The sequence below is a fragment of the Nguyenibacter vanlangensis genome (genome assembly GCF_038719015.1).
Lineage (GTDB): Bacteria > Pseudomonadota > Alphaproteobacteria > Acetobacterales > Acetobacteraceae > Gluconacetobacter > Gluconacetobacter vanlangensis.
Map to the genome: position 1 here is coordinate 1,666,282 of NZ_CP152276.1, position 23,321 is coordinate 1,689,602.

The window sequence follows — 23,321 nt, forward strand, 5'->3', positions numbered from 1 at the left end:
GCAGGAACGGATTTGGAAAAGGCGCACCGCACGGTGCGGGATCGCACCAGATGATCGAATGGGACGACGTCCGCTATTTCCTGGCCGTCGCGCGTGGCGGTTCGGTCCGCACAGCCGCCGCGCGGCTACGGGTGAACCATTCCACCGTGCTGCGTCGCATCGCGCAGCTGGAGGCACGGCTGGGAGCGCAGATGTTCGAAAAACTGCCGTCGGGCTATCGCCTGACGGAGGCCGGCCAGGACATCCTTGAATTCGCGGCCCAGATGGAAGCGTCATCGCACCGGCTGGAGACGCGAATCTTCGGTCGCGACCAGGGCGTGCGCGGGGTGCTGCGCGTCACGATGGCGCCGACGCTGGCCACGCACCTGCTGATGCCGGACTTCGCCGAATTCGCGCGCCTGCATCCCGAGGTCGAGATGGAGATCCTGTCGTCCGACGCACCGGTCAACCTGACCAACCGCGAAGCCGACATCGCCCTGCGGGTCGTCCATGACCGCACGACCCTGCCGCCCAATCTGCATGGATTGAAGGGGCCGGAACTATTCGACGGCGTCTATCTGTCCCGCGACCGGCTGGCCGCGCGGGACGCGGGTGAGGCTGTGCGCTGGATCGTCAAGAACGGGGCCGCCATGCCGGACCTGGCGCGCGCAGGCGATATCCGCGCGGCTGGGGTGCCGTTCCGGACCACGGATGCCGGGGCGCAGATCGTGGCGGCGCGGCAGGGGCTGGGAATGGCGGTGCTGCCCTGCTTCGTCGGCGATGCCGAACCGCTGCTGGTCAGGGCGCCGGGCGCGGCACTGCACCGGCACGGCACGCTGTGGCTTCTGACGCAGGGCGAGACGCGCAAGACGAAGCGCGTGCGGCTGTTTACCGCGTTCATTGCCCGCCGGCTGGCCGCTCATGCGTCGCGTCTCGCGGGAATGCCGCCCGGCGGCTGACCTACGGTGCATCGGCGCACAGCCCCTGTCGAGAATTGGCCAGTCGCTCCCGGCCGCGGACGCGTCCAGAACGATGGGGACGTTTGTCAGAATCGGGAGCAACAGGATGAGCTATGCGATCATCGGCTTCGGTGCGGTCGGCCAGGCCCTGGCCCGTGCCTTCGCCCGCACGGGGGTCGCCGTCACTGTGGCGAGCCGGCGGCCGCCCGAGGCACTGGCGCCGCAGGCCAGGGCGATCGGACCGACGATCGCCCCCAGGCCGTTGCGCGACGCGCTGGCGGCCGAGACCATCATTCTGGCGATCCCGTTCGCGGCCTATCCGGAAATCGCAAAGGCGGGCGGAGACTGGCAGGGCCGGATCGTGATCGACGCGACCAATGCCTTCGGCGTCCCGTCGGAGGAACTGGGCGGCCGCCCGTCCTCGGTGGCGATCGCCCAGGCGTTGCCCGGCGCCCGGCTGGTGAAAGGGTTCAATCACCTGCCCGCCGGGGTGTTGGCCAGTGACCCGGCCGGTCATGGCGGCCGGCGGGTGGTCTTCCTGTCGGGCGACGACGATGGCGCGACGGCGCGGGTGGCCGCCCTGGTCGAGCGGCTGGGCTTCGCGCCGGTCGGATTGGGCAGGCTTGAGGAAGGCGGCCTGCTGGTGCAGGCGCGGGGACACACATGGGCGCCGCTGATCTTTCAGGACCTCGTCAAGTTCACGTAGCGTCGGGACTCACATGAATCCAACGGTTGAGCGTTTCTTATGAGAATTTCCCGGATCAGCAGGCCGCCAGAGCAGATCCCGTTCAAACGGAGTCGTTTGAACGGGCAAAGATGCTCGATAAAATAACGACACTCGGCGGGCAACCGGCCCCGACCGCGATTTGGCGTGGGCCAAGCGTAAGGTCCGGTCTTTTCACCTGCCGTCAGTCGAGCGAAACGGAGAATTGGCATCAGCCGTCATGTACGCCCAGCGCGTCCAGCAGCATGGCGCGCAGGCGTTCGAATTCCGGATCGGCGTGGCGGCGCGGACGGGCCAGTTCGACGGGAACATCGGTCCGGATCCGGCCGCGTTCCAGCACCACCGCCCGGTCGGCCAGCAGCAATGCCTCGTCCACGTCATGGGTCACCAGCAGGACCGCGCAGCGATGGCGCGTCCACAGGTCCGAGACCAGGCGCTGCATCTTCAGCCGCGTCAGCGCGTCCAGCGCGGCGAAGGGCTCGTCCAGCAGCAGGAAATCCGGTTCGCGCACCAGGGCGCGCGCCAGGGCGGCGCGCTGCGCCTCCCCCCCGGACAGGGTCAGCGGCCAGGAATCGATCCTGTGGCCCAGCCCGACTTCCCGCAGGACCTCCGCCGCGCGGTCCCGCCGGTCGGCGCCATCCTGTCCCAGCACGACATTCTGCCATGTCCGCTTCCATGGCAGCAGCCGGCTTTCCTGAAAGACCACCGAGACCTCGCGCGGCCGCGCCACGGTCCCTTCGGTGACAGGATCGAGCCCGGACAGGGTGCGCAGCAGGGTCGACTTGCCCGAACCGCTATGGCCGAGCAACGCCACGAATTCGCCCGGCGCGATCGCCAGGTCGAGACGGTCCAGCACCGCCGGCCCGTCGCCGAAGCGCCGGGTGAGCCCCTTGACGATGACGGCCTGGCCGGACCCGGCCCGACCAGATGTCCGCCGGGCGTCGGAAATCGCATTCACGACGCACGCCCGCCGCGATAGACCGGCCGCCAGGCCAGCAGGGTGGTTTCCAGAAGCCGGACGACCTGGTCCGAGGCAAGGCCGAGCAGACCGTAGATGACCAGCCCCACCAGGATGATGTCCGTCCGCAGGAAATCCTGCGCGTCCATCATCATGTGGCCGATGCCGCTGTCGGCATTGACCTGCTCCGCCACCACCAGCATCAGCCAGGATATGCCGACCGCGAAACGCAGGCCGACCAGCAGGTCCGGCAGGGCGCCGGGCAGGATGACATCGCGGATCGTGCGGCCCCGCGACAGGCCCAGCGTACGGGCCATTTCCAGCAATTTGGGATCGATGGCGCGGATCCCCTTGTGCAGGTTGAGGTAGATCGGAAAGGTCGCGCCCAGCGCCACCAGAAGGATCTTCGGCGTCTCGCCGATACCGAACCAGAGGATGAACAGCGGCACCAGGGCCAGGGCCGGCAGCGTGCGCAGGATCTGCAGCGGCGCATCGACGACATCCTCGCCCAGGCGCGACAGGCCCGAGACCAGGGCCAGGCCGACGCCGGCCACCAGCGCCAGCCCCAACCCGCCGGCGGCGCGGATCAGCGACACCGACAGGTTGGCCGCCAGCGTGCCGTCCCGCATCAGCGACCAGCCGGTCGCCGCGATCTGAGCGGGCGACGCGACCAGCCGGGTGGAAAGCAGGCCGGACGCGCACGCCAACTGCCATAGCACCACCAGCAGAACGGGCGAGGCGAAGCGCCTGAAGGAGAGGCGGACCGGGATGCCCGGCAGGCGCCGCGCGACTGTCCGACCCTGGGTTCCGATCCGGATGCCGATCCGAGTGCCGATCCGAGTGCCAATTCGAGTGCCAATTCGAGTGCCAATTCGAGTGATTGTCTCCGACATAGGCGAATGCTCCGCGGCAAAGGGCGACGTTCCACACAGATTTATATAAATTACATACCAACGTCAGGTGAATTTAATTCATACAAAACTTTATCGTGATTTAATTGTATCGCACAGCGGCCGGCGGCAAGATCGGCCGGAGACATGGCCAGGGGCATGGCCCGAGACATGATATGAGCCAGAAACATGGTACAAGAGTGACGTCCTTGCCTTTCCCGCTGCAGACCGCGAGGCGTCTCGCCTTGGCCTTTCTCTTCGGCCTGTCCTGCCCCCTGGCGACGGCCCGGGCCGGGGACGAACTCGTCGTCGCGGATCAGAAAGGACAGCAGAAGGCGCTGCTGGACGCGGCCGGTGTCGACCGGGACCTGCCCTATCGCATCCGCTGGACCGAATTCGAGGCCGCGGCACCCCTGTTGCAGGCGCTCGGCGCGGGCGCGGTCGATACCGGCATCGCCGGCGACGGCCCGTTCCTGTTCGCCTGGGGCTCCGGCCTGCCCGTGAAAGCCGCCTTCCTGCTGCCGCCGCGCGGCGGCGGACGGGCGACGGCGGTCGTGGTCGCGGCCGGCTCGCCAATCCACGACGCCGCAGGGCTTTCGGGCAAGCGGATCGCCACCGGACGCGGCTCGATCGGGCATCTGCTGCTGCTGCGCCTGATCCAGAGCGGCGCGATTCCGCCGCCCGCGCCCCGCATCGTGTTCCTGACCCCGGCTCAGGCCAAGGCCGCGCTCGACGCCGGCAACCTGGACGCCTGGTCGACCTGGGAGCCTTATGTGTCTCTGGAGGTGCTGCGCGGCCACGGGCATGTGGTGGTGGACGGGAGTGGTCTCCTGCCCGGCAACAGTTTCTTCGTCGCCAACCAGGCGGCGCTGGCGCACAAGCGTGCGCAATTGGCCGATTTCTACCGGCGCGTCACCCGGGCCTATGCCTGGGGGCACGCCCATCTGGCGGACTATGCCGCGATCCTGGCGCGGCAGACAGGACTGCCGGACGACGTGGCCCTGGCCGTCGCCGAAAAACAGATCGCGGCACCCGTGCCGCTGGATCATCATGTGGTTGCGCAGGAGCAGGCGACTCTGGACAGTTATCGCAAGGCCGGGCTGGTATCGGGCACGGACGCCCTGCCCACGGCCTTCGACGAAAGCCTTGCCGCGCCTTGATCCCGACGACGGATACCAGGAAGACGGATACGAGGAAGGAGAACGAACGGATGGACACGCTACCGGTCGCACCGACGCGGCATGACACGCCGGACTGGGCGGCGCTGGACCGGCTAGTGCCGCGCTTCGCGGCGCGGGCGGCGGAATATGACCGCTCGGGCGAGATTGCGCTGGACAATCTGGCAGAGCTGCGCGACGCGGGTTTCCTGGCGCTGGCCTTGCCCCGCGCCCATGGCGGCCTGGCGATCGGGCTGCGCACGATGCTGGAGGTCGTCAGCCGCATCGCACGCGGCGACCCGTCCACCGCGCTGATCGTGTCGATGCAATATCTTCAGTCCGGCGCGATCGTCCGTTCGGATCGCTGGCCCGATGATGTCAAGATGGAACTGTTCCGCAGCATCACGCAAGAGGGGGCGCTGATCAACGCGCTGCGCGTCGAGCCCGAACTGGGCACGCCGGCGCGCGGCGGCCTGCCTGCCACCACCGTCCGGCAGGACGGCGCGACCTGGCGGATCAACGGGTGCAAGATCTTCTCGACCGGTTCGACGGCGTTGCGCTGGGGGGCGGTATGGGCGCGTACGGAGGGCGATACGCCGCGTGTCGGACAGGTGCTGGTGCCGCTGGACCTGCCCGGCGTACGGATCGAGAAAAGCTGGCACCAGATGGGCATGCGCGCGACCGGCAGTCACACCATCCGCTTCGAGGACGTGGCGATTCCCGAACGTTATCTGGTCAATCTCGCCCCGCCCGCCGCCGCGCCGGACGAAGCCGTGCAACTGGCCAGTTGGCATGCCGTCGTCATCGCGGCGCTCTATGACGGGGTGGCGCATGCCGCCCGCGACTGGCTGGTGGGCTTCCTGCATGACCGGGTGCCCACCAATCTGGGCGCGCCGCTGGCCAGCCTGCCGCGCTTTCAGGTCCTGCTCGGCGAGATCGACGCCCTGCTGCTGACCAACCGCGCCCTGATCGAGCACGCGCTGGCCCGCGAGGAGAGCGGCGAGCGCGCCGACACCGATGCCGGGCTGGTCAAGCATGTCGTGACCGAAAACGCGATCGCCGCCGTCGGCAAGGCGGTGGCCGCGATCGGCAATCCGGGGCTAAGCCAGGACAATCCGCTGGAACGCCATTATCGCGACGTGCTGTGCGGACGGATTCATACGCCCCAGGGCGACAGCGCCCTGATCGCCGCCGGCCGGTCCGCCCTGACGTAACAGGACGGACCGCATTGCCCGATCACGCCCGCCGGATCACTCCAGCACCGTGAAACCATGGGTTCCGTCGCGCTCCAACTGCGCGACCAGCCCGAATTCCCAGTCCAGATAGGCCTGCATCGCGGCGGCGGCGTTGTCGGTGCCCTCATAAGGCCGCTTGTAGACATCGTCGGCGCCGAACAGGGCGGTCGCGGGGTCGAGCCCGGTTTCCAGCCCCAGCCCGGCCTGCTGCCAGGCGCGGGTACCCCCGGCCAACACGCGGACATGCCTGCCCTGCCGCGCCAGTTCCGGCGCGGCCAGACGTGCAGCGAGTCCGTCGGGTGAGGTCAGCACGATCTCCCGCACCGTCTCCAGGGCCGGATGATCGGCCAGGCCGGTCCGGATCGCAAAGCGCGCGCCGGGGATATGGCCCCTGCGGAATTCAGGGCTGGTGGCCAGGTCGATCACCCATGCCTCATCCCGAAGCGCGGCCAGGTCCGACGGCGCGATCATTTCCACCTCGGGCGGAGACGCCGCCAGCAGGACCGGCTCCGGCCCGGACTCGCGCGGCAGGTCCGACCAGCCGTCCAGCACATAGACCTCGCGCCAGCCGAGTTGCCTCAGCCAATGACCGGTCATGCGGGCGCGCACCCCGTCATCGTCCGTCAGCACGATCGTGCCGTGCCGCACGCCGATCCATTCGTCGGTCGCCTGGACAAGCTGGCCGCCCGGGGCGGAGCGGAAGCCGGCCAGGTGGCCACGTTCGTATTCCTCGGGCGTGCGCACATCCAGCCGGTAGAGCGTGCGCGCCGGGTCCGCCAGCAACGCGGCCAGTGTATCGGCGCCGATCACGCGCACGCCCGTCCGCTCTGCCAGCGCGGCGGCATTCTGCCTGGCCAGGGCCGCGTTATCCCGCGTCACATCGCCCGCGCGGCGGGTCGCGCCGCGATCGAGCGCCAGGCCTTCCAGAGTCCAGCCGATCGTGCCGTTGCGCAGCGCCACGACCGGGTTGGGAATGCCGGCATTGATCAGCGACTGGGCGCCGATGATCGAGCGCGTGCGACCGGCGCAGTTCACCACCACCGTGGTATCGGCCGAGGGCGCGATGTCGCGCACGCGCAACGCCAGTTCCCCGCCGGGCACCGAACGGCCGCCCGGGATCGACATGACATTGTATTCGCTGAAGCGTCGGGCATCGAGAATCACCAGATCATCGCCCCGCGCGATCCGGTCATGCAACGCCCGCGCCGGGATCGACGGCGTGTGGCGGACATGCTCGACCAGTTCGCCGAAGGCCTTGGACGGCACGTTGACGTCGATGAAGATCTCGCCGCCGGATTGCCGCCAGCCCGCCAACCCGCCTTCCAGGACGGCCACCTGGCTGTAGCCCAGCGTCGCCAGCACGGGCAGCGCCCGCGCCACGCGCCCCTCCCCGTCGTCATACAGCACGATCGGCGCATCCCGGCGCGGGATCAGGCCGGCGATCCGTTCCTCGATCCGTCCCAGCGGCAGGTTGACGGCGAACAACGGATGGCCGGTCGCGAACGGCCCTTCCTCGCGCAGATCGAGCAGGGCGATTTCCTCGCCCTCGCGAAGACGGCGGCGGATTTCCTCCGGCGACAATGTGGACGCTGCGGAATGCGTCATGGCCTAGTCGGCTCCCTTGTTCTTCGAGCGGTCCCACAGATTGGGCACCACCGCGCTGGAATAACCGGAGATGAAGCTTTTTTCCGTCCCTGTTTCGGGATCGTAGGTCGCACGCGACACGCCGCCGATATTGTCGCCATAGACATGGATCGAAACCGACGTGCGATCCGCCAGGGCATTGGCGACCTGGTGGTAATCGTTCACGCCGGGGGCGAGAGATGCGACTTCGCCGGGCTCCAGGTCGCTTGTCTCGCCCGCGCGGAAGCGGCCGTCCGCGTCGCGGGCGAACTGGGTCTCGCGCTCGCGCCCGCGCAGCATACCGATCAGCCCCCAGACGCGATGATCATGCAGCGGCGTCTTCTGCCCCGGCCCCCAGACGAAGCTGACGACCGAAAACCGCTCCAGCGGATCGCAATGCAGCAGATACTGGCTATACCGCTCGGGATGCGGCCGGGCGAATTCCTCGGGCAGCCAGTCATCCTGCGCCACCAGTTCGCGCAGCAGCGCCGCACCTTCGTGCTGGAGGGCCTCGCGGTCCAGCCCGCGTTCATGCAGCGCCGTGAAGCGGGTGACGAAATCCCTGAGTCGGGCAATGGATGTCATGTCGGTCAATCCAGCAGATCGGGTTCCTGGGCGACGATCCAGTCCCACAGGGGCTGGAACGAGTAATAACCGCCCTGATGCGTGCCGACCTGGCCGGCGGTCAGGCGGGCGACCTCGGGCGCGATCGGCCTGACGGGTCCCGCCGCCTGGGCCAGCAATTGGGCATGCGCCGCGTTGTCCATGGTGATGAACCACCAGGCGGCGGCTTCGACCGTCGGTCCGACCGTCAGCAGCCCGTGATTCTGCAGGATCAGCGCCTTGCGATCCCCCAGCGTCGCGGCCAGCCGTTCGCCCTCTCCGTCATCCAACACCACGCCGCTGAATGGATCGAACACGGCATGGTCTTCGAAGAACGCGCAGGAATCCTGGGTGATCGGCAGAAGCTCGGTCCCCAGCGCGGAAAACGCCTTGCCATAGGTCGAATGGGTGTGGGCCGCCGCAATCACGTCCGGCCGCGCCCTGTGCAGGGCCGAATGGATGGTGAAGCCGGCGGTGTTGATCGGACGGTCGCCGACCAGGATCGTACCGTCATGGTCCACCAGTTGCAGGTCAGAGACCCGGATCTGCGAAAAATGGACGGCCAGCGGATTGATCCAGTACTGGTCCGGAAATTCCGGATCGCGCGCCGTGACATGGCCCGCCAGCCCCTGGTCGAAGCCGTAGCGGCCGAACAGGCGGAAGGTCGCGGCCAGCCGCTGCTTGCGATGCAGGCGCTCTTCCGCGAACGACGCGGCGGGCGGGCGCGGTTCCAGGCGGCGAGCACGCGCATGCGCCTGCGCTGGGGGGATGGTCGATGCCGCATCCCGTGCGCGGCTGGTCAGGACCGGAGCATTCATGATGATCTTGCCTTTTCGTTCAGTTCAATATCCGCGGGTCAATATCCGCGGGCCGCATCGACCACGTCGCGCAGCGGCTGGCCGGCAAAGAAGCGTTCGATATTTTCCGCGATCCTACGGGCGGAATTCTCACGGACGACGGGCCCCGACCAGGAAAGATGCGGCGTCAGCCGCACGGCAGGATGGCTGTAGAACGGATGGCCCGCCGGCAGCGGTTCCGGGCTTGTGACGTCCAGCGTCGCGAAGCCGACCTGCCCCCTGTCCAGCGCCGCCAGCAGGGCGGCGTGATCGACCAGCCCTCCGCGCGCGACATTGACCAGGTGCAGCCCCGGCCGGGCATGAAGCAGCACGTCCGCGTTCACGCATCCCGCTGTTTCCTCCGTCAGCGGCAACGCCAGCACCAAATGGTCCGACCGCCGGGCCAGTTCCGCCAGGCTGTCCACCGGCTCGACCGGGCCATGTCCGCCGGCCGGCCACTCACCGCGCCGCCAGGCCAGGACGCGCAGCCCGAAACCATGAGCCCGTGCCGCCACCGCCTGGCCGATCGCGCCGAATCCGGCCAGTCCGAGCACCTGCCCGTCGAGCGAGCCGAGCGGCGCCGCACCCGTGATGATGGCCGCGTCCCGCCGCCACGCATCGGGCGAGCCCGGGCGCAGCGCATCCAGGCGCTTCGTCCGCAGCAGCAACGCCGCCAGGACATATTCCGCGATCGGGACCGCGGAATCCCCGCGCCCGCAGGTCACGATCCGATCGCGCAGCAGCCAGGGCGGAAAACCGTCCACGCCGGCCGAGACGATCTGCACCCAGCGCGGCGCGCCCGGGGCGTCCGCCGCCCAGCCGGCCGGCGGTTCGGCGGGCGCCCGTTTCCAGCCCGCCGAGGGGCCGGTCAGCAGGATGTCCGCGCGGTCGAACCCGGCGGCGGCGTAATCCCAGGGCGCATCGGACTCACGGCTGGCATCGACGATGCGCAGACGCGATCCAAACCCGTCCAGCGCAGCGCGGACTTCCGGCCCCAACTGGTTGACGACGCGCGGCGGAAACGTGCCGGGCATGAAGCCGCCCCTAGGCCGCACGGTCCGACGCGGCCCGATCCTCGGCCGCGACCAGGCTGCGCACACGCGGGATCAGGTCGCGCCCATACACATAGGCATCCAGTAGCGGGTCGAAACCGCGGATCAGGAAGGTCGAGATGCCGATCCGGTAATAATCCAGCAGCGCCTCGGCGACCTGATCCGGCGTGCCGACCAGGGCGGTCGAATTGCCGCGCGCGCCGGTCAGGGCGGCAAGGCCGGTCCAGAGGCGCTTGTCCAGCCGCACCCCCTGTTCGGCCGCCGCCAGAAGACGGCGCGAACCCTCGTTCGGAATCACCGCCGGGCGCGCATATCCGGTGCGCTCCTGCAGGGCGCGGGCCGTTTCCAGGATATGGTCGGCCTTGCGCCAGGCTTCTTCCTCGGAGTCCGCCAGGATCGGCCGCAGGGACAGCGAGAAACGCGGCGTCCGCCCGTACGCCGCCGCCGCCGTGCGCACCCGGCTGACGGTTTCGTGCACCTGGGCGTAGGTCTCCCCCCACAGGGCATAGACGTCGGCATGGCGGCCCGCGACCGCGATCGCCTCGTCCGACGAGCCGCCGAAATAGACGGGAATGCCGCCCTGCCGATAGGGGCGGACCTGGGATCGCGCGCCCCGCACGTCATAGAAACGTCCCTGGTGGTCGAAGGGCGCCGTCGCGGTCCATTCCTGGCGGACGATGTCGAGATATTCGCCGGTCCGGGCGTAGCGTTCCGCCTTGGTGGTATGGTCCCCGTCCGCCTGCAATTCGACGTCGCTGCCCCCGGTGATGATATGGACCGCCACGCGCCCCCGCGTCAGATGATCCAGCGTCGCCAGTTGCCGCGCCGCCAGGGTCGGCGCCGTGAAGCCGGGCCGGTGCGCGATCAGCACCCCCAGGTCGCGCGTCACGCCGGCCACGTGCTGTGCCAGCAGCAGGCTGTCCGGCGAATGCGAATGAAAGGCGATCAGCGTCCGGTCGAACCCGCCATTCTCGTGGATCTTCGCCGCAGCCTCGACGTGCGCCGGGTCGATGACCGGGCCGGAAGGCGGGATGATTTCCGACTGGTTCTGGCCATTGACGAAGCCGATGAATTCCACAGACATCCGTACCTCCGGAAAATTAAACGATACATATATGTTGTTTGATACATTTGACGCTTGCAATGTGATGTTTATCAAGTCAGAAATGATCATCAAACGCATTTAGAACGTTAATATGAGCGTTTGCGGTCCATCATCGACGCGGAGGTTCCTGCCATGTCCCAAGCCACCGCGGCGATACCGCCGCAAAGAGCGGCACGGAATATCCCCACCGAACTGCTGCGCTCGTTCGTCGCGATCGCCGAATCGGGATCCATGGCGCAGGCGACGGACGTCATCTATCTGACGCAGTCGGCGCTGAGCCTGCAGATGAAACGGTTGGAAGACCTGCTGCAGCAGAAGCTGTTCCGCCGCGACGGAAGACGTCTGGCCCTGACGGCGGCGGGAGAGGATCTGGTGGGCTATGCGCGGCAACTGCTCGCGCTGAATGACCGGATCGTGCATAATCTGGGCCAGGTCGAGGACCCCGAGCCGATCACGATCGGCATGGTGCAGGATTTTGCCGACACCATTCTGCCGGACGTGCTGGGTCGCTTCCGGATGGAACATCCGCGCGCGCGCCTGATCGTGCGCGTCGGCGGATCCGCCGAATTGCTGGAGATGTTCGACCGTTCGCGCCTCGACCTGGTGCTGTGCCTGGGCCAGCACGGCGATCGTCCCGGCGCGCACTGGAAGGTGGTCGGCCATGACCGGATGGTCTGGCTTGGCGACCCCGCGACCACCGAGCGGGAAGAACTGCCGCTGGTCCTGCTGGAACCGCCCTGCCGCTTCCGCGACGCCGCGCTGCGCGCGCTGACCGGCACGCGACGCGACTATCGCATCGTCCTGGAAACCCCGAACCTGCCGGCGTTGCGCGCCGGTGTCAGGGGCGGATTGGGGGCCAGTTGCCGCACGCATCGCTTCGCGGCGGCGGAGGGGCTTCCGACCATTCCCCCGGGCATCCTTCCCGCGGTGCCGGACATCGAAACCATCCTGGTGCAGCGGGAGGCCTTGAGCGATGCGGCGCACGACCTGGGCGCGCTGCTGGCCCAGGCCGCCGGCGATTCATAAGAAATATCCAATCCTTCCTTGAAGGAAACTCCTTGGAAGGGAGCAGGCGCCCTGATCCATAGTCCGACGTCCCTTTTCCTGTTCAGGACTTATCCCATGGGTCTTCCCGTTTCCGATACTCCCCCGACGCTGCGTGAACGTTTCCGCAGGCTGGAAGACGAACGGCGGCGAAGCTGGACGGCCGAAGCCCTTGCCGTCAACCTGGACCAGCGCGAAGCGCTGGTGCGCGCGCACCCGCAGACCCGCCATGTCGCCGCCGGCGACACGCTGCCCCCGGCGGTGCTGCACCGGACCGACGGCAGCCCCCTGGCGCTGGACGACCTGGTGGCGCGGGGGCCGGCGGTGCTGATTTTCTTCCGTTTCGCCACCTGTCCGGCCTGCAACATCGCCCTGCCCTATTATAGGGAGACCCTGTGGCCCGCCCTTGCGGAGGCCGGCATTCCGTTGGTCGCGGTCGCGCCCCAGCCCGAAGCCCTGTTGGGCGAGATCGTCACGCGGCATGCCCTGCCCTTCGCGGTGGCGACCGATGGCGGGCTGGCGCTGTCCCGCGCGCTGGGCATCACCTATGTCTTCGACGATGCCTCGCGCGCGGCGGCCGAGGCGAAGGGCGGCAGCAGCCGGCAACTCAACGGCACGGACGCGTGGGAACTGCCCAAGCCGACGGTCATCGTCCTCGATCCGGGGCGTGTCGCGCGCTTCGTGGATATCGCGCCGGACTGGATGGACCGTACCGAGGCGCCGGCGATCCTGGCCGCGCTTGGCCTGTCGCAGGATGGGCAGTCCCGTGCCGCGTGACGTCGCCCTGCACCTGGCCGCAACGGAAAGCGCCGGGCCGGACGTCAGCCGCGACAGGTTCCGCGACGCCATGAGCCGGCTCGGCGCGCCGGTCGTCCTGGTGACGACGAACGGTGTGGCCGGCCGGCATGGCCTGACCGTTTCGGCGATCACCAGCGTCAGCGACGAACCACCGACCGTGCTGGTCTGCCTGAACCGGGCCAACCGCTCGCACGACGCGTTCCTGCGCAACGGTGTCGTGGGCATCAGCATTCTGGGCCAGGGGCATGATACGCTGGCGGCCACGTTCGCAAGCAGCCGGCTGTCTTCCGACGAGAAATTCGGCCACGGCGCATGGCGCGCGGACGGAAGCGGCGCCCCCTTGCTGGAGGACGCGCCGGTCACGCTGGATTGCACGATCGAGGCGCGTCATGCCGCGGGCAGCCATGACGTTCTGTTCTGCCAGGTCCGTTCGATCGGACTGCATGCGCGGCCACGCCACGGCCTGGCCTGGTTTTCCCGCCGCTTTCATCTTCTGCCCGCCGATTGAGCGCGGATTATCTTCTCAAGGTCGAACCATGCCGGAAACACAGAACCTGACCCGCCGCGCGTTGCTGGGGACCTCGCTTGCGTCTCTCGCTCCATTACCCTTTCTACCGGACCGCGCGCGGTCCGCCACGATGGGGTCGATGGGTCATGACGACAGCCAGTGCGCCGCCACCGGCAAGGGGCTGGTGCCGCCCGTGCCCGGTCCGACCCGTAGATTGACCATCGCCTGGAACGAAAGCGCCGTCTGCACCGCCGCCGTGCCCGTCGCCAAGGCGAAGGGATTCTTCGCACGCTACAATATCGACGTCGATTACGTGAATTTCGCCGGCGCCACCGACCAGTTGCTGGAAGCCCTGTCGACCGGCAAGGCCGACGGCGCGCCAGGCATGGCGCTGCGCTGGCTCAAGCCGTTGCAGCAGGGATTCGACGTCAAGCTGGTCGCGGGCCTGCATGCGGGCTGCATGTATCTGCTGGCGCCGCCCAATGGCGGAATCAAGCAACTGGCGGACCTGCGCGGAAAAACCGTGGGCGTCACGGACATCGGCGGGCCGGACCGGAATTTCTTCTCCATCCGGCTGAAAGAAGCTGGCATCGATCCGGAAAGCGACGTGCAATGGCGGCAATATCCGGCCGACCTGCTGCCGGTGGCGCTGCAACGCGGCGACGTGCAGGCCATCACGGACGGCGACCCGTTTTCCTACCTGCAGAAACGGCAGTTCGGGCTGGCCGAGATCGACAGCAACATGCGGGGGGAATGGGCGCACATCGCCTGCTGCGTCATCGGCCTGCGCGGCAGCCTGATCCGCGATGAGCCCGCGGTCGCAGCGGCGGTGACACGCGCGATCCTGGACGCCGGCGCCTGGCTGGCCTGCAATCCCGACGAGGCAGGCCGGATCTTCAAGCCCTATGCCGCCAAGGCAAGCGCCGAGGATATCGCCCAGATGATCCGGATCCAGGGTCATCACCACCAGACATTGGGATCGGCCTTCCGCGACGACATCGTGCGCTATGCCGACGCGCTGAAACAGATCGGCGTCTTCCGCCCCTCGCTCGACACGTCCCGCTACGCCCAGCGGGTCACGCAGGATCTCCTCGCCGCATGAGCCGCTCCCACTCGACATCCCTTGGCCTGGGCGCCGCCGATCATGCGTCCCCAGGCGACCAGGCAACCGCGCGTCGCCGCATCTTGTCCCGTGCCCCCTTGCCGCGGGTGCTGCCCTGGGCGGCGGGTCCGGCATGGTTCGTGGCCGCCCTGGCCACCTGGCGCTGGCCGGACGCCGACGATTTTCCGGACACGAACCAACTGGCCGCGCTCTTCCTCGTGATCGGGCTGGCGCTGACGGCCGCCGCCGCCCTGCGCCGGCTGTCGGCGCGCGCGCCATGGGCCATCGCGCTCGGCCTGGGCTTCGCGGCGTGGGAAATCGTGCAGGCCAAGCTGCTCTGGCTGCCGCGCCCGTTCTTCGGCACGCCGCAGGACCTGCTGGACGTCTTCCTGACGGACTGGAAGCGGCTGGGCGACAGCCTGCTGCACTCACTGGGCCTGCTGGCGGTGGGATATGGCACGGGATCGGCGCTGGGCATCGCCACCGGCGTCGGGCTGGGCCGTTCGCCGCGCGTCCGCTACTGGGTGCAGCCGGTGATCCGCCTGATCGGCCCGTTGCCCCCCGTGGCGCTGCTGCCGCTGGCCTTCGTGCTGATCCCCTCCAGCCGGCTGGCCAGCGAGGCCCTGCTTGCCCTGGCGGCCGGCTTTCCCACCGCCATTCTCACCTGGTCCGGCGTCGCCGCCGTCGATCCGGCCTATTACGACGTCGCCCGCACCATGGGCGCGCGCAACCGCTTCCTGGTGCTGCGCGTCGCCCTGCCCGCCGCGATGCCGCAGATCTTCGTCGGCCTGTTCATGGGGCTGGGCGTCTCCTTCGCCACCCTGGTGGTGGCCGAAATGCTGGGCGTGAAGTCCGGCCTGGGCTTCTACATGCAATGGGCCCAGGGCTGGGCGGCCTATCCCAACATGTATGCGGCGCTGCTGGTGATGTCGCTGATGTGTACGGGACTGGTCACGCTGCTGTTCAAAGTACGCGACCGCGTCCTGTCCTGGCAGAAGGACGGGCTGAAATGGTGAGCATCCGTCCCCTCGGGCTGCAACTCGCGCATATCGACCATGGCTATACGATCGGCGGCGCCTTCACCCCGGTTCTCGACGAGATCAGCCTGACCATCGCACCGGGCGAGTTCGTCGCCCTGCTCGGCCCCTCGGGCTGCGGCAAATCCACCCTGCTGCGCCTGATCGCGGGGCTGGAGACGCCGCGATCAGGCACGATCCTGGCCGACGGCATCTCCATCACCGGTCCGGGCCCCGACCGCATCGTGATGTTCCAGGACCCGACGCTCTATCCATGGCGCACCGTGCGCGGCAACGTGGCGCTGGGCCGCGACATCGCCGGCCGCAAAGACCCGGAAGCGGTCGAGGCCGCGATCGAACTGGTCGGGCTGAAGGGCTTCGAACGCGCCTGGCCGCATCAGCTTTCCGGCGGCATGGCCCAGCGCGCCGCCCTGGCCCGCGCGCTGGTCAACGACCCGCGCCTGCTGATCCTCGACGAACCGCTGGGCAAGCTGGACAGCCTGACGCGCCTGACGATGCAGGCCGAATTGCTGCGCCTGTGGCGCGATCGCGGCTTCACCGCCATCATGGTCACCCACGATGTCGAGGAAGCCCTGCTGCTGGCGACGCGCATCGTGGTCTTCAGCCCTCGCCCCGCCCGCATCGTCGGCGACCTGACGATCGACCTGCCCCCTCACCGCCACCGCGACGACCCACGCCTGCTGGCACTGCGCAGGGATATCCTGGTCCAGCTCGGACACAGCGCGGACTGGTAAAAGACGGAAGGCGCGCCGCCGCATGGCGGCGCGCTGCCTGACTTTTTACCCTGCAGCGACTCTGCTCCGCGTATCGAGCGCAGCGACACGCTCACGCACCAGCGGAATCAGGTCGCGCCCGTAGCGCTCCGCGTCCGCCAGAGGCTCGAACCCCCGGATCAGAAAATTCTCGATTCCCAGCGCGTAATAATCGAGCAGCGCATCAGCGACCTGTTCGGGCGTACCGACCAGGCCGGTCGAATTGCCGGCGGCACCCGTCACCTGCGCCACACCGGTCCACAGGCGCTTGTCCCGCCGCAGGCCGGACGCCGTTTCCAGCAGGCGGCGCGATCCGTCATTGGGCGGCCGGTGCCCGCTGGTCGGCAATCCGGCTGCTTCGCGGTTCGCACGCACCTGTTCGACGATCTCCGCCGCGCGTTTCCATGCCGCGTCCTCGGTCTCCGCGATCACCGGCCGCAGGGACAGGGAAAATCCGATCGTGCGCCCATGGCGCGCAGCGGATGCGCGGACGCGCGCCACGATTTCCCGCGTGGCGTCCAGCGTTTCGCCCCAGGTCGCGTAGACATCGGCATGCCGCCCGGCCACGTCGATCGCCTCGGCCGAGGTGCCTCCGAAAAAGACGGGCAGGTTCCGCGGCTGGACGGAACTGAACGCCTGACGGACATGATAGAAGCGGCCGTCATGATCGAACGGTGCCGTAGCCGACCATTCCTGCCGCAGGATGCCCAGATATTCGTCGCTGCGCGCGTAGCGTTCGGCCTTGGTCGTGCCCACATCGCCGTCCCGCGCCATTTCCTCGTCCGCGCCGCCGGTGATGATATGCACCGCCACCCGCCCCTGGGAGAGCTGGTCCAGCGTCGCGAGCTGCCGCGCCGCCAGGGTGGGCTGGGTAAAGCCGGGCCGGTGCGCGACCAGGAAGCCGAGCCGCGTCGTCAGCGCGGCACCATAGGCTGCGACGATCTGGCTTTCGGGCGAATTGGAACCGAAGGGGATCAGGACGCGATCGAAGCCGCCATCTTCCTGCACGCGCAGGGCCGCCTGCACGTATTCCCTGTCGAGCGAGCGCCTGCGCGCACCCGCATGCAGTTCCGAACTGTTGTTGAAGCCGATATAGCCGATAAAATTCACAGGCATGACGTTTCTCTCCGACACATCAAGGAAGGATCGCCACTCTCCGCGACGGCCGCCGCCGATGTCATTCGAGAAAAGGTCAAGTCTCGCTCCATCATTCCTTATGCGTCGCGACATACCCCGGCCGTATCAGCCGGCATCAAGAATGATATGAAAACTCGTCATTTTTCCGGACGATTTTCACGTTCTATCGTCATCGGCACAGCAATGGACATGACGCGCATGTGGGCGTTCGAAAGCGACGTACTCGTCATCGGTGGGGGCATGGCGGCCGCCTGGGCCGCGATTTCGGCCGCCCGCGAGGGCGCATCCGTCACCCTGGTGGATAAGGGCTTTGTCGGTACCAGCGGAGTGACGGCGACCGGCGGGCCGAACCATTGGTGGGTGCCGCCGGATCCCGCCCGGCGCGAGACCGCCATCCGCCGCCGCCTGGAGACGGCGTACGGGTTGGCCGACGCGGACTGGATGGCCAGGGTGATCGACGTCACCTGGCGGACGCTGCCGGATCTCGCGGCGTACTACCCCTTCAGCGGCGACGGCCAGGGCGGGACCTATTACTCCGGCGTGCGCGGCCCGGACTATATGCGTGGTCTGCGCCGCTACGCCCTGGCGCTGGGGGTGCGCGTGCTGGACCATCACCCGGCCCTGGAACTGCTGGCCCGCCCGGACGGCTCGATCGGGGGCGCTGCCGGCTATGCGCGGCTGCAGCGTCAATCCTGGACGGCCCGGGCGGGCGCGGTCATTCTCGCCACCGGCGGCTGCGCGTTCCGATCGGGACTGATCGGCAGCCACAACAACACGGGCGACGGATATCTGATGGGGGTCGAAGCCGGGGCCGGACTGTCCGGCATGGAGTTCTGCGTCGCCTATTCAATCTCGCCGGCCTGGGCGTCCACCCGTACGCTGCCTTATACGGGTGCACGCTTCTTTGACGCAGAGGGGCGGCTGCTCGACATTCCCTCGCCGCTGGCGCAAAGGGATTATCTGTGCGCGCTCGCCCGCGCCTTCGCCCAGGGGCCGGTCTTCGCCGATTTGCACGAGGCGCCCGAATTCCTCCGGACCGTCATCCGCAAGATCCAACCCGCGACCCCGACGCCGTTCGAACGGCGGGGGCTGGACATGTTCCGCGATCGCTTTCCCGTGGCGTTGTACGGCGAAGGAACGATCCGGGGAACCGGCGGCCTCAGGATCACCGACGGCGCGTGCCAGACCAGCGTGCCCGGCCTGTATGCGGCCGGCGATGCCGCAACGCGCGAACTGGTTGCGGGTGCCACCAGCGGCGGGGGCGCGCAGAATGCCGCCTGGGCCCTGGCATCCGGCGTCCTGGCGGGAAGCGGAGCGGCCTCGCTGGCACTGATCCTGGGCAAGGGAGGACGCCACGGCCCACTGACTGCCCTGGGACAGGCAGGCCTGCGTCCGCGCGCCACCAGCCGCCCGGTAGACGACCAGGCTGCGATCGGCCTGGCCCGGCACCACATCCTCGACCTCGACCAGGCTTTGTGGCGGAATGCGGAATCGCTGACGACAGCCCAGGCCGAACTAAATGCCGCCTGGGCCGAGATCCAGGACCACCGGCGGGGCGACGGTCTCGGCCTGGTCGCGGCGCGAGAGGCTGCGGCAATGACCGCGACGGCCCGCTGGTGCAATGCCGCCGCCCTGGCCCGCACCGAGAGCCGGGGCATGCATGTGCGCACCGACGTACCGGCCGCCATGCCCGCGCATGATGGCCGATTGCTCGTCGACGGCCTCGACAGGATCAGGACCCGTTTCGAAACCGCGGGCACCAAGGCCAATGCTGCATGATCACCTATATTTTTCCCGAGCGCTGTATCGCGTGCAACGATTGCGTGGCTGCCTGCCCGACCCATGTCCTGGACCCCGGCGCGGGAGGCGTGCCCACCATCGCCCGGCCTGATCAATGCCAGACCTGCTTCATGTGCGAACTTTATTGTCCTGCCGATGCCATTTACGTGGCGCCCGGCCGAGACGAAGCTGAAGCGCCCGACCCGGCGGCCATTCTGGCCTCCGGGCAGCTCGGCCGCGTGCGGCGCGATCATGGCTGGACCGGCGACGACCCCGACCCGTTGTCGGAGTTCTGGCGTCTTGGACCATTGCTGATGGCGGGGGCGGAGATCGCCGCCACACGCCATGCCCGCATGCGCGGGGAAGAGGGTCACGGCCGGGACTGAAACGCGCCGCCGGCCGGCGTCAGAGGCTGAAATTGATCCGGCCGTAGTAATAGCCGCCCGTGATCGGAACGCCGGACGAGTTGGCGTCGTAATAGGAATTGCCCAGATAGGACGTGATCAGCGGCATCCGGCGGGGACGGACATTGAAGATGTTGTTCGCGCCGACAGCGACGTGCCAGCGGCGCGAGAGCCGGTACCCGACTTCCAGATCGGTCAGCCAGCGCGGCGTGTTCACGAACTGATAGAATTGCGTGTTGGAATAGCGGAGCGCGGCCGGCGCCTGGTCCTCATAACTGACATCGTCGACCGTCTGGCCGTAGCGGGTCTGGCGCAGATTGATATCCCAATTGCCGATCGTCCAATAGGCATCCAGGATGATCTTGCTGCGCGGGGACGCATTGGTCAGGTAGCCGATTCCCTGGGCGCTCAGCAGCGGGTTACCGTTCGCGTCCTTGGCCAGGTGATGCAGGCGCGTCCGGTTGAGGTTGAGCCCCAGGCTGAGATCCAGATTGCCATATTGCCGCAGACGGAACAGGTAATCGGCGGTGATGTCCAGTCCCTGGGTGCGCGTACTGGCACCATTGGAAAAATAGGTCGCCGATACGTCGTTGGATTGCAGTCCCGTCGGCAGCGTGGCGCCCGTCAGGGCGATGGCCTGTTCGGCGATGGCCCCTTCGTAATTGCCGCCGGCGACGATCCGGTCGCGGATATTGATCTGGTACACGTCGACCGCGACATGGAAACCGTCCACCGGTTCCAGCACGATGCCGCCGCTCGCATTCGTCGACCGTTCCGGTTTCAGCGGCACCGCGCCCAACAGACGCGCCGCCGCCGAATTGACGGCGAGGTCGCCCGTCGCCCCGGTCGGCGACACGTTCAGCGAACTGTAATGTTCCTCGGCCAGCGTCGGGGCGCGGAACCCGTTGCTGATGGTGGCCCGGACCGCGATGCGCCGGGTGAAATCGTACCGCGCCGAGATCTTGCCATTCTCGGTATTGCCGAAATCGGTATAATGCTCGAAACGCCCGGCCAGATCGACATCCAGCTTGCGCGTGACATGCATGTCGGTATCGATATAGCCGGCCCAGATGTCACGACTCCAGCGGCCGGCATTCTCCGGCATCAGGCCGGCATAAGCCGCCGTCCCGCCCAGCAGATAGGACGGCGGAATGCCCGCACCCACGTCATAGGTCTCCAGCCGATGCTCGGCCCCGAAGGCCAGGTTCAGCTTTCTGCCCAGCACCTGGAACAGCCGGGTGAAATCCAGATCATTCGTCCATTGCGCGTTGCGATAGCTCTCCGCATGGACCATGGTCGGCGTCCAGCCATAGGCGTCGTAGAAACCGACATTGGCAGTGTTCTTGACGCCGATATCGTCCTCGTCCGCACCATAGGTCGTGCTCAGATCCCAGTGGAACCCCAGGAAACGGTCGCCCTTCAGGCCCAGGGTCGCCGCGTAGTCGTTCTCCTCGATCGTCTCCAGCGGCAGGAAACCGTAGGGATAGAGCTGCGGCAAGACCGACGGCAGGCGATAATGTTCGTTGGCTTCGGCATGACGGTGGCCATAGGTGATAAAACCATAGCCCTGCACGCCTTCGGCCAGAGTCTTGCCGAAATCGATGCCCAGCGTCTCGCGGGTTTCTTCCGGCGTGCTCTGCGCCTGGTCGTCCTGCAATCCGGTGCGGGCGTCGGTGCCGCCATGGACGAAATGGTCGGTGTGATAGGCTTGCCCGCTCAAATGCAGATAACCGTCGCCGCCCAGGGAAAATCCGCCATCCATGCCAACCTGGTACTGCCAGCCATCACCGTTATAGGCATTGGCGCCGGTCTGCGCGGTCATATCCAACCCGTGGGGAGTCTTTTTCAGCACGACGTTGACGACCCCCGCAATGGCATCCGAACCGTACTGCGCCGCCGCGCCGCCGCGCAGAACCTCGATATGGTCGATCGCATCGACCGGTATCATGTTCAGATCGACCGGCGTCGACCCTTTCTGCGGGCCGGAGTCGGCATAGATATTGCCCGTCATGTGGCGCCGCTTGCCGTCGACGAGGACGAGCGTGTCATTGGGGTTCAGTCCACGCAGGCGAATGAACGATGTCAGCGCCCCCGCATCCCATCCGACCGCATTGATGCTGATCGACGGGTTGGTCCGCGCCAGCGCGTCGGCCAAATTGATCTGTCCCGAACGGCGTAGCGCCGCCGCGGAAATGACGTCGATGGGCGAGGTGCTGGCACGCGCCGTCCGGTTGCGGACATGCGTGCCGGTGGCGATGACGATCTCGGCCGCATCCGGCGCGGCGACACTACCGGCCGGCACCGCGGACCGCACCGTCCGCCTGCCGGTCGGCGCTGCGTGCGCGCCCGTAGCCACCCCTTGTCGCGCGGCAGGCGTCGGGGCCGGCTTTACCTTGACGATATGTTTCCGCTTATGCGCCCCCAACGACGCCGCCTCCGGCGCTGCGCCGGCCACCGACATATGAGAAAAAGCCAGACTCGCTGAAAACAAAAGACCTTTTTTTAAAGACATTCTTCAATCCGTCCATTTCGAAGCAGAGCATCCCGCCCTCAACGATATGAACATTAATTTTCAATGCGTATATTGAATTTGGCAAATTAACCCAATGAACATATTAAAATTAATACTTTTGGAAGCTTAATAATTAAGCTTCATTTTTCATCGCCTGGAGTTTTTCATCATTGTCTATGCCTGAAATCGTCCGAAACGCTTATATTTCCGGCAATATCAGATCACGTAATCGGGCAATGCCTGATCCATGGTCAAGGAGGGCAGTTCCTCGTGGCGCGTGCCGACGGCGCGTGCCGGGTTGCCGACGACGGTGGTGAAGGGCGCGACGGGTTTCAACACGATCGAGCCCGCCCCGATTTTCGCACCCTCGCCGATCTCGATATTGCCCAGCACCTTCGCGCCGGTGCCGATCAGCGCGCCGCGCCGCACCTTGGGATGGCGGTCGCCACCTTCCTTGCCCGTGCCGCCCAGGGTGACGTTCTGCAGCAGGGCCACATCGTCCTCGATCACCGCCGTTTCGCCGACCACGATGCCGGTGCCGTGGTCGAACATGATCCGTTGTCCCAGACGCGCGGCGGGGTGAATGTCCACCGCGAACAGTTCCGATGTCCGGCTTTGGATATAATGCGCCAGCGGCTTGCGGTTTTCATGCCACAGCCAGTGCGCGACCCGATAGGACTGGATCGCATGGAAGCCCTTGAAGAACAGGAACGGCACCAGATGGTCGGTCGCCGCCGGATCACGCGCGCGGATCGCCGCCAGATCGGCCACCGCCATGTCGACCGCCTGCGGCCGGAGACGCTGGAAATCCCGTATCAGCGCGAAGATCGTGGCCTTGCGCACCAGATCGCTGCTGAGCTTGCGTGACAGCAGGAACGCCAGGGCGGTGGCAAAATCCGGCTGGTCGAGCACGGCCGGCCGCGTCAATTCCCGCAACACGGGATCGCGATAAGTCCGCGCCTCGCCTTGCATAAGGTCCCATATGCCCGCCGCCGTGGCGGACGGAGGCGATACGGCGGCGGCGGATCCGCCGCGCGCAAGATAGGTGTGCAGGCTGGTGACGTGCGCGGTCATCCCGTCTTTTCACTCTATCATGACATGGATACATGGATCGCGCCCGGACGCGG

The 23,321-nt window shown here is 67.4% G+C and carries 22 protein-coding genes; 12 read left to right on the plus strand and 10 right to left on the minus strand.

Features of this window, described 5'->3' with window-relative positions:
- Positions 1-50 precede the first annotated feature (50 nt).
- Together AAC691_RS07605 and AAC691_RS07610 are read left to right on the plus strand one after the other, a co-directional pair.
- Positions 51-938: a LysR family transcriptional regulator gene (locus AAC691_RS07605; protein ID WP_342629567.1), complete on the plus strand. Its 888-nt coding sequence runs from the start codon at positions 51-53 to the stop codon at positions 936-938.
- A gap of 73 nt (positions 939-1,011) precedes the next feature.
- Complete coding sequence (locus AAC691_RS07610) at positions 1,012-1,644, plus strand: NADPH-dependent F420 reductase (protein WP_408906067.1); 633 nt, start codon at positions 1,012-1,014, stop codon at positions 1,642-1,644.
- Positions 1,645-1,873: 229 nt separating this feature from the next.
- Here AAC691_RS07610 and AAC691_RS07615 read toward each other — a convergent pair whose 3' ends face one another.
- Positions 1,874-2,611 (minus strand): ABC transporter ATP-binding protein, encoded by a 738-nt coding sequence (locus AAC691_RS07615; protein WP_176641349.1) that lies wholly within the window; start codon positions 2,609-2,611, stop codon positions 1,874-1,876.
- Between the two features lie 5 nt (positions 2,612-2,616).
- Positions 2,617-3,513: an ABC transporter permease gene (locus tag AAC691_RS07620; RefSeq protein ID WP_408906068.1), complete on the minus strand. Its 897-nt coding sequence runs from the start codon at positions 3,511-3,513 to the stop codon at positions 2,617-2,619.
- Between the two features lie 242 nt (positions 3,514-3,755).
- Here AAC691_RS07620 and AAC691_RS07625 point away from each other — a divergent pair, with 242 nt between their 5' ends.
- Both AAC691_RS07625 and AAC691_RS07630 read left to right on the plus strand, forming a co-directional pair.
- Positions 3,756-4,670 (plus strand): ABC transporter substrate-binding protein, encoded by a 915-nt coding sequence (locus AAC691_RS07625; protein ID WP_342629569.1) that lies wholly within the window; start codon positions 3,756-3,758, stop codon positions 4,668-4,670.
- A 50-nt stretch (positions 4,671-4,720) separates the two neighbouring features.
- Positions 4,721-5,881 carry an acyl-CoA dehydrogenase family protein gene (locus AAC691_RS07630; protein ID WP_342629570.1) on the plus strand — a complete coding sequence of 387 codons (1,161 nt, stop codon included), beginning with the start codon at positions 4,721-4,723 and terminating at the stop codon, positions 5,879-5,881.
- A 36-nt stretch (positions 5,882-5,917) separates the two neighbouring features.
- Here AAC691_RS07630 and AAC691_RS07635 read toward each other — a convergent pair whose 3' ends face one another.
- From AAC691_RS07635 to AAC691_RS07655, 5 genes are read right to left on the minus strand one after another with little or no spacing between them, the layout of a single operon-like run.
- Entirely contained in the window at positions 5,918-7,507 is a 1,590-nt protein-coding gene (locus tag AAC691_RS07635; protein ID WP_342629571.1) for a rhodanese-like domain-containing protein, read from the minus strand.
- 3 nt (positions 7,508-7,510) lie between these two features.
- A complete protein-coding gene (locus tag AAC691_RS07640; protein WP_176640928.1) occupies positions 7,511-8,110 on the minus strand; it encodes a cysteine dioxygenase in 600 nt (199 codons plus the stop codon).
- Positions 8,111-8,115: 5 nt separating this feature from the next.
- Positions 8,116-8,946 carry a class II aldolase/adducin family protein gene (locus AAC691_RS07645; protein ID WP_323991959.1) on the minus strand — a complete coding sequence of 277 codons (831 nt, stop codon included), beginning with the start codon at positions 8,944-8,946 and terminating at the stop codon, positions 8,116-8,118.
- Between the two features lie 38 nt (positions 8,947-8,984).
- Complete coding sequence (locus AAC691_RS07650; RefSeq protein WP_342629572.1) at positions 8,985-9,998, minus strand: NAD(P)-dependent oxidoreductase; 1,014 nt, start codon at positions 9,996-9,998, stop codon at positions 8,985-8,987.
- Positions 9,999-10,008: 10 nt separating this feature from the next.
- Positions 10,009-11,100: an LLM class flavin-dependent oxidoreductase gene (locus AAC691_RS07655; protein ID WP_342629573.1), complete on the minus strand. Its 1,092-nt coding sequence runs from the start codon at positions 11,098-11,100 to the stop codon at positions 10,009-10,011.
- A gap of 153 nt (positions 11,101-11,253) precedes the next feature.
- Here AAC691_RS07655 and AAC691_RS07660 point away from each other — a divergent pair, with 153 nt between their 5' ends.
- The 6 genes from AAC691_RS07660 to AAC691_RS07685 all read left to right on the plus strand — a co-directional run bounded on the left by AAC691_RS07660 (position 11,254) and on the right by AAC691_RS07685 (position 16,344).
- Positions 11,254-12,147, plus strand: coding sequence for a LysR substrate-binding domain-containing protein (locus AAC691_RS07660; RefSeq protein WP_176640209.1), 894 nt, complete (start codon positions 11,254-11,256; stop codon positions 12,145-12,147).
- A 96-nt stretch (positions 12,148-12,243) separates the two neighbouring features.
- Positions 12,244-12,942: a peroxiredoxin-like family protein gene (locus AAC691_RS07665; protein WP_342629574.1), complete on the plus strand. Its 699-nt coding sequence runs from the start codon at positions 12,244-12,246 to the stop codon at positions 12,940-12,942.
- Complete coding sequence (locus AAC691_RS07670) at positions 12,932-13,471, plus strand: flavin reductase (protein ID WP_342629575.1); 540 nt, start codon at positions 12,932-12,934, stop codon at positions 13,469-13,471. The genes AAC691_RS07665 and AAC691_RS07670 overlap by 11 nt, the downstream gene beginning before the upstream one ends.
- A gap of 28 nt (positions 13,472-13,499) precedes the next feature.
- Positions 13,500-14,573 carry an ABC transporter substrate-binding protein gene (locus AAC691_RS07675; protein WP_342629576.1) on the plus strand — a complete coding sequence of 358 codons (1,074 nt, stop codon included), beginning with the start codon at positions 13,500-13,502 and terminating at the stop codon, positions 14,571-14,573.
- Entirely contained in the window at positions 14,570-15,589 is a 1,020-nt protein-coding gene (locus AAC691_RS07680) for an ABC transporter permease subunit (protein ID WP_342629577.1), read from the plus strand. Before AAC691_RS07675 ends, AAC691_RS07680 begins: the two co-directional genes overlap by 4 nt.
- Entirely contained in the window at positions 15,583-16,344 is a 762-nt protein-coding gene (locus tag AAC691_RS07685; RefSeq protein ID WP_323991974.1) for an ABC transporter ATP-binding protein, read from the plus strand. The genes AAC691_RS07680 and AAC691_RS07685 overlap by 7 nt, the downstream gene beginning before the upstream one ends.
- Positions 16,345-16,389: 45 nt before the next feature.
- On the opposite strand, the gene AAC691_RS07690 is transcribed toward AAC691_RS07685, so the two are convergent.
- On the minus strand, positions 16,390-17,478 hold the full coding sequence (locus AAC691_RS07690; protein ID WP_342629578.1) for an LLM class flavin-dependent oxidoreductase: 1,089 nt from the start codon (positions 17,476-17,478) through the stop codon (positions 16,390-16,392).
- A gap of 210 nt (positions 17,479-17,688) precedes the next feature.
- On the opposite strand from AAC691_RS07690, the gene AAC691_RS07695 reads away from it, so the two are divergent.
- A complete protein-coding gene (locus AAC691_RS07695; protein WP_342629579.1) occupies positions 17,689-19,278 on the plus strand; it encodes an FAD-binding protein in 1,590 nt (529 codons plus the stop codon).
- Positions 19,275-19,664, plus strand: coding sequence for a ferredoxin family protein (locus tag AAC691_RS07700; protein WP_342629580.1), 390 nt, complete (start codon positions 19,275-19,277; stop codon positions 19,662-19,664). Before AAC691_RS07695 ends, AAC691_RS07700 begins: the two co-directional genes overlap by 4 nt.
- A gap of 19 nt (positions 19,665-19,683) precedes the next feature.
- Here the strand turns inward: AAC691_RS07700 and AAC691_RS07705 are convergent, their stop codons facing one another.
- Together AAC691_RS07705 and cysE are read right to left on the minus strand one after the other, a co-directional pair.
- Positions 19,684-22,143: a TonB-dependent receptor plug domain-containing protein gene (locus AAC691_RS07705; protein ID WP_408906069.1), complete on the minus strand. Its 2,460-nt coding sequence runs from the start codon at positions 22,141-22,143 to the stop codon at positions 19,684-19,686.
- 267 nt (positions 22,144-22,410) lie between these two features.
- The gene (gene cysE / locus AAC691_RS07710; protein WP_342629582.1) at positions 22,411-23,268 is read right to left on the minus strand and encodes a serine O-acetyltransferase; all 858 of its coding nucleotides are present in this window, start codon (positions 23,266-23,268) and stop codon (positions 22,411-22,413) included.
- Positions 23,269-23,321: the final 53 nt, after the last annotated feature.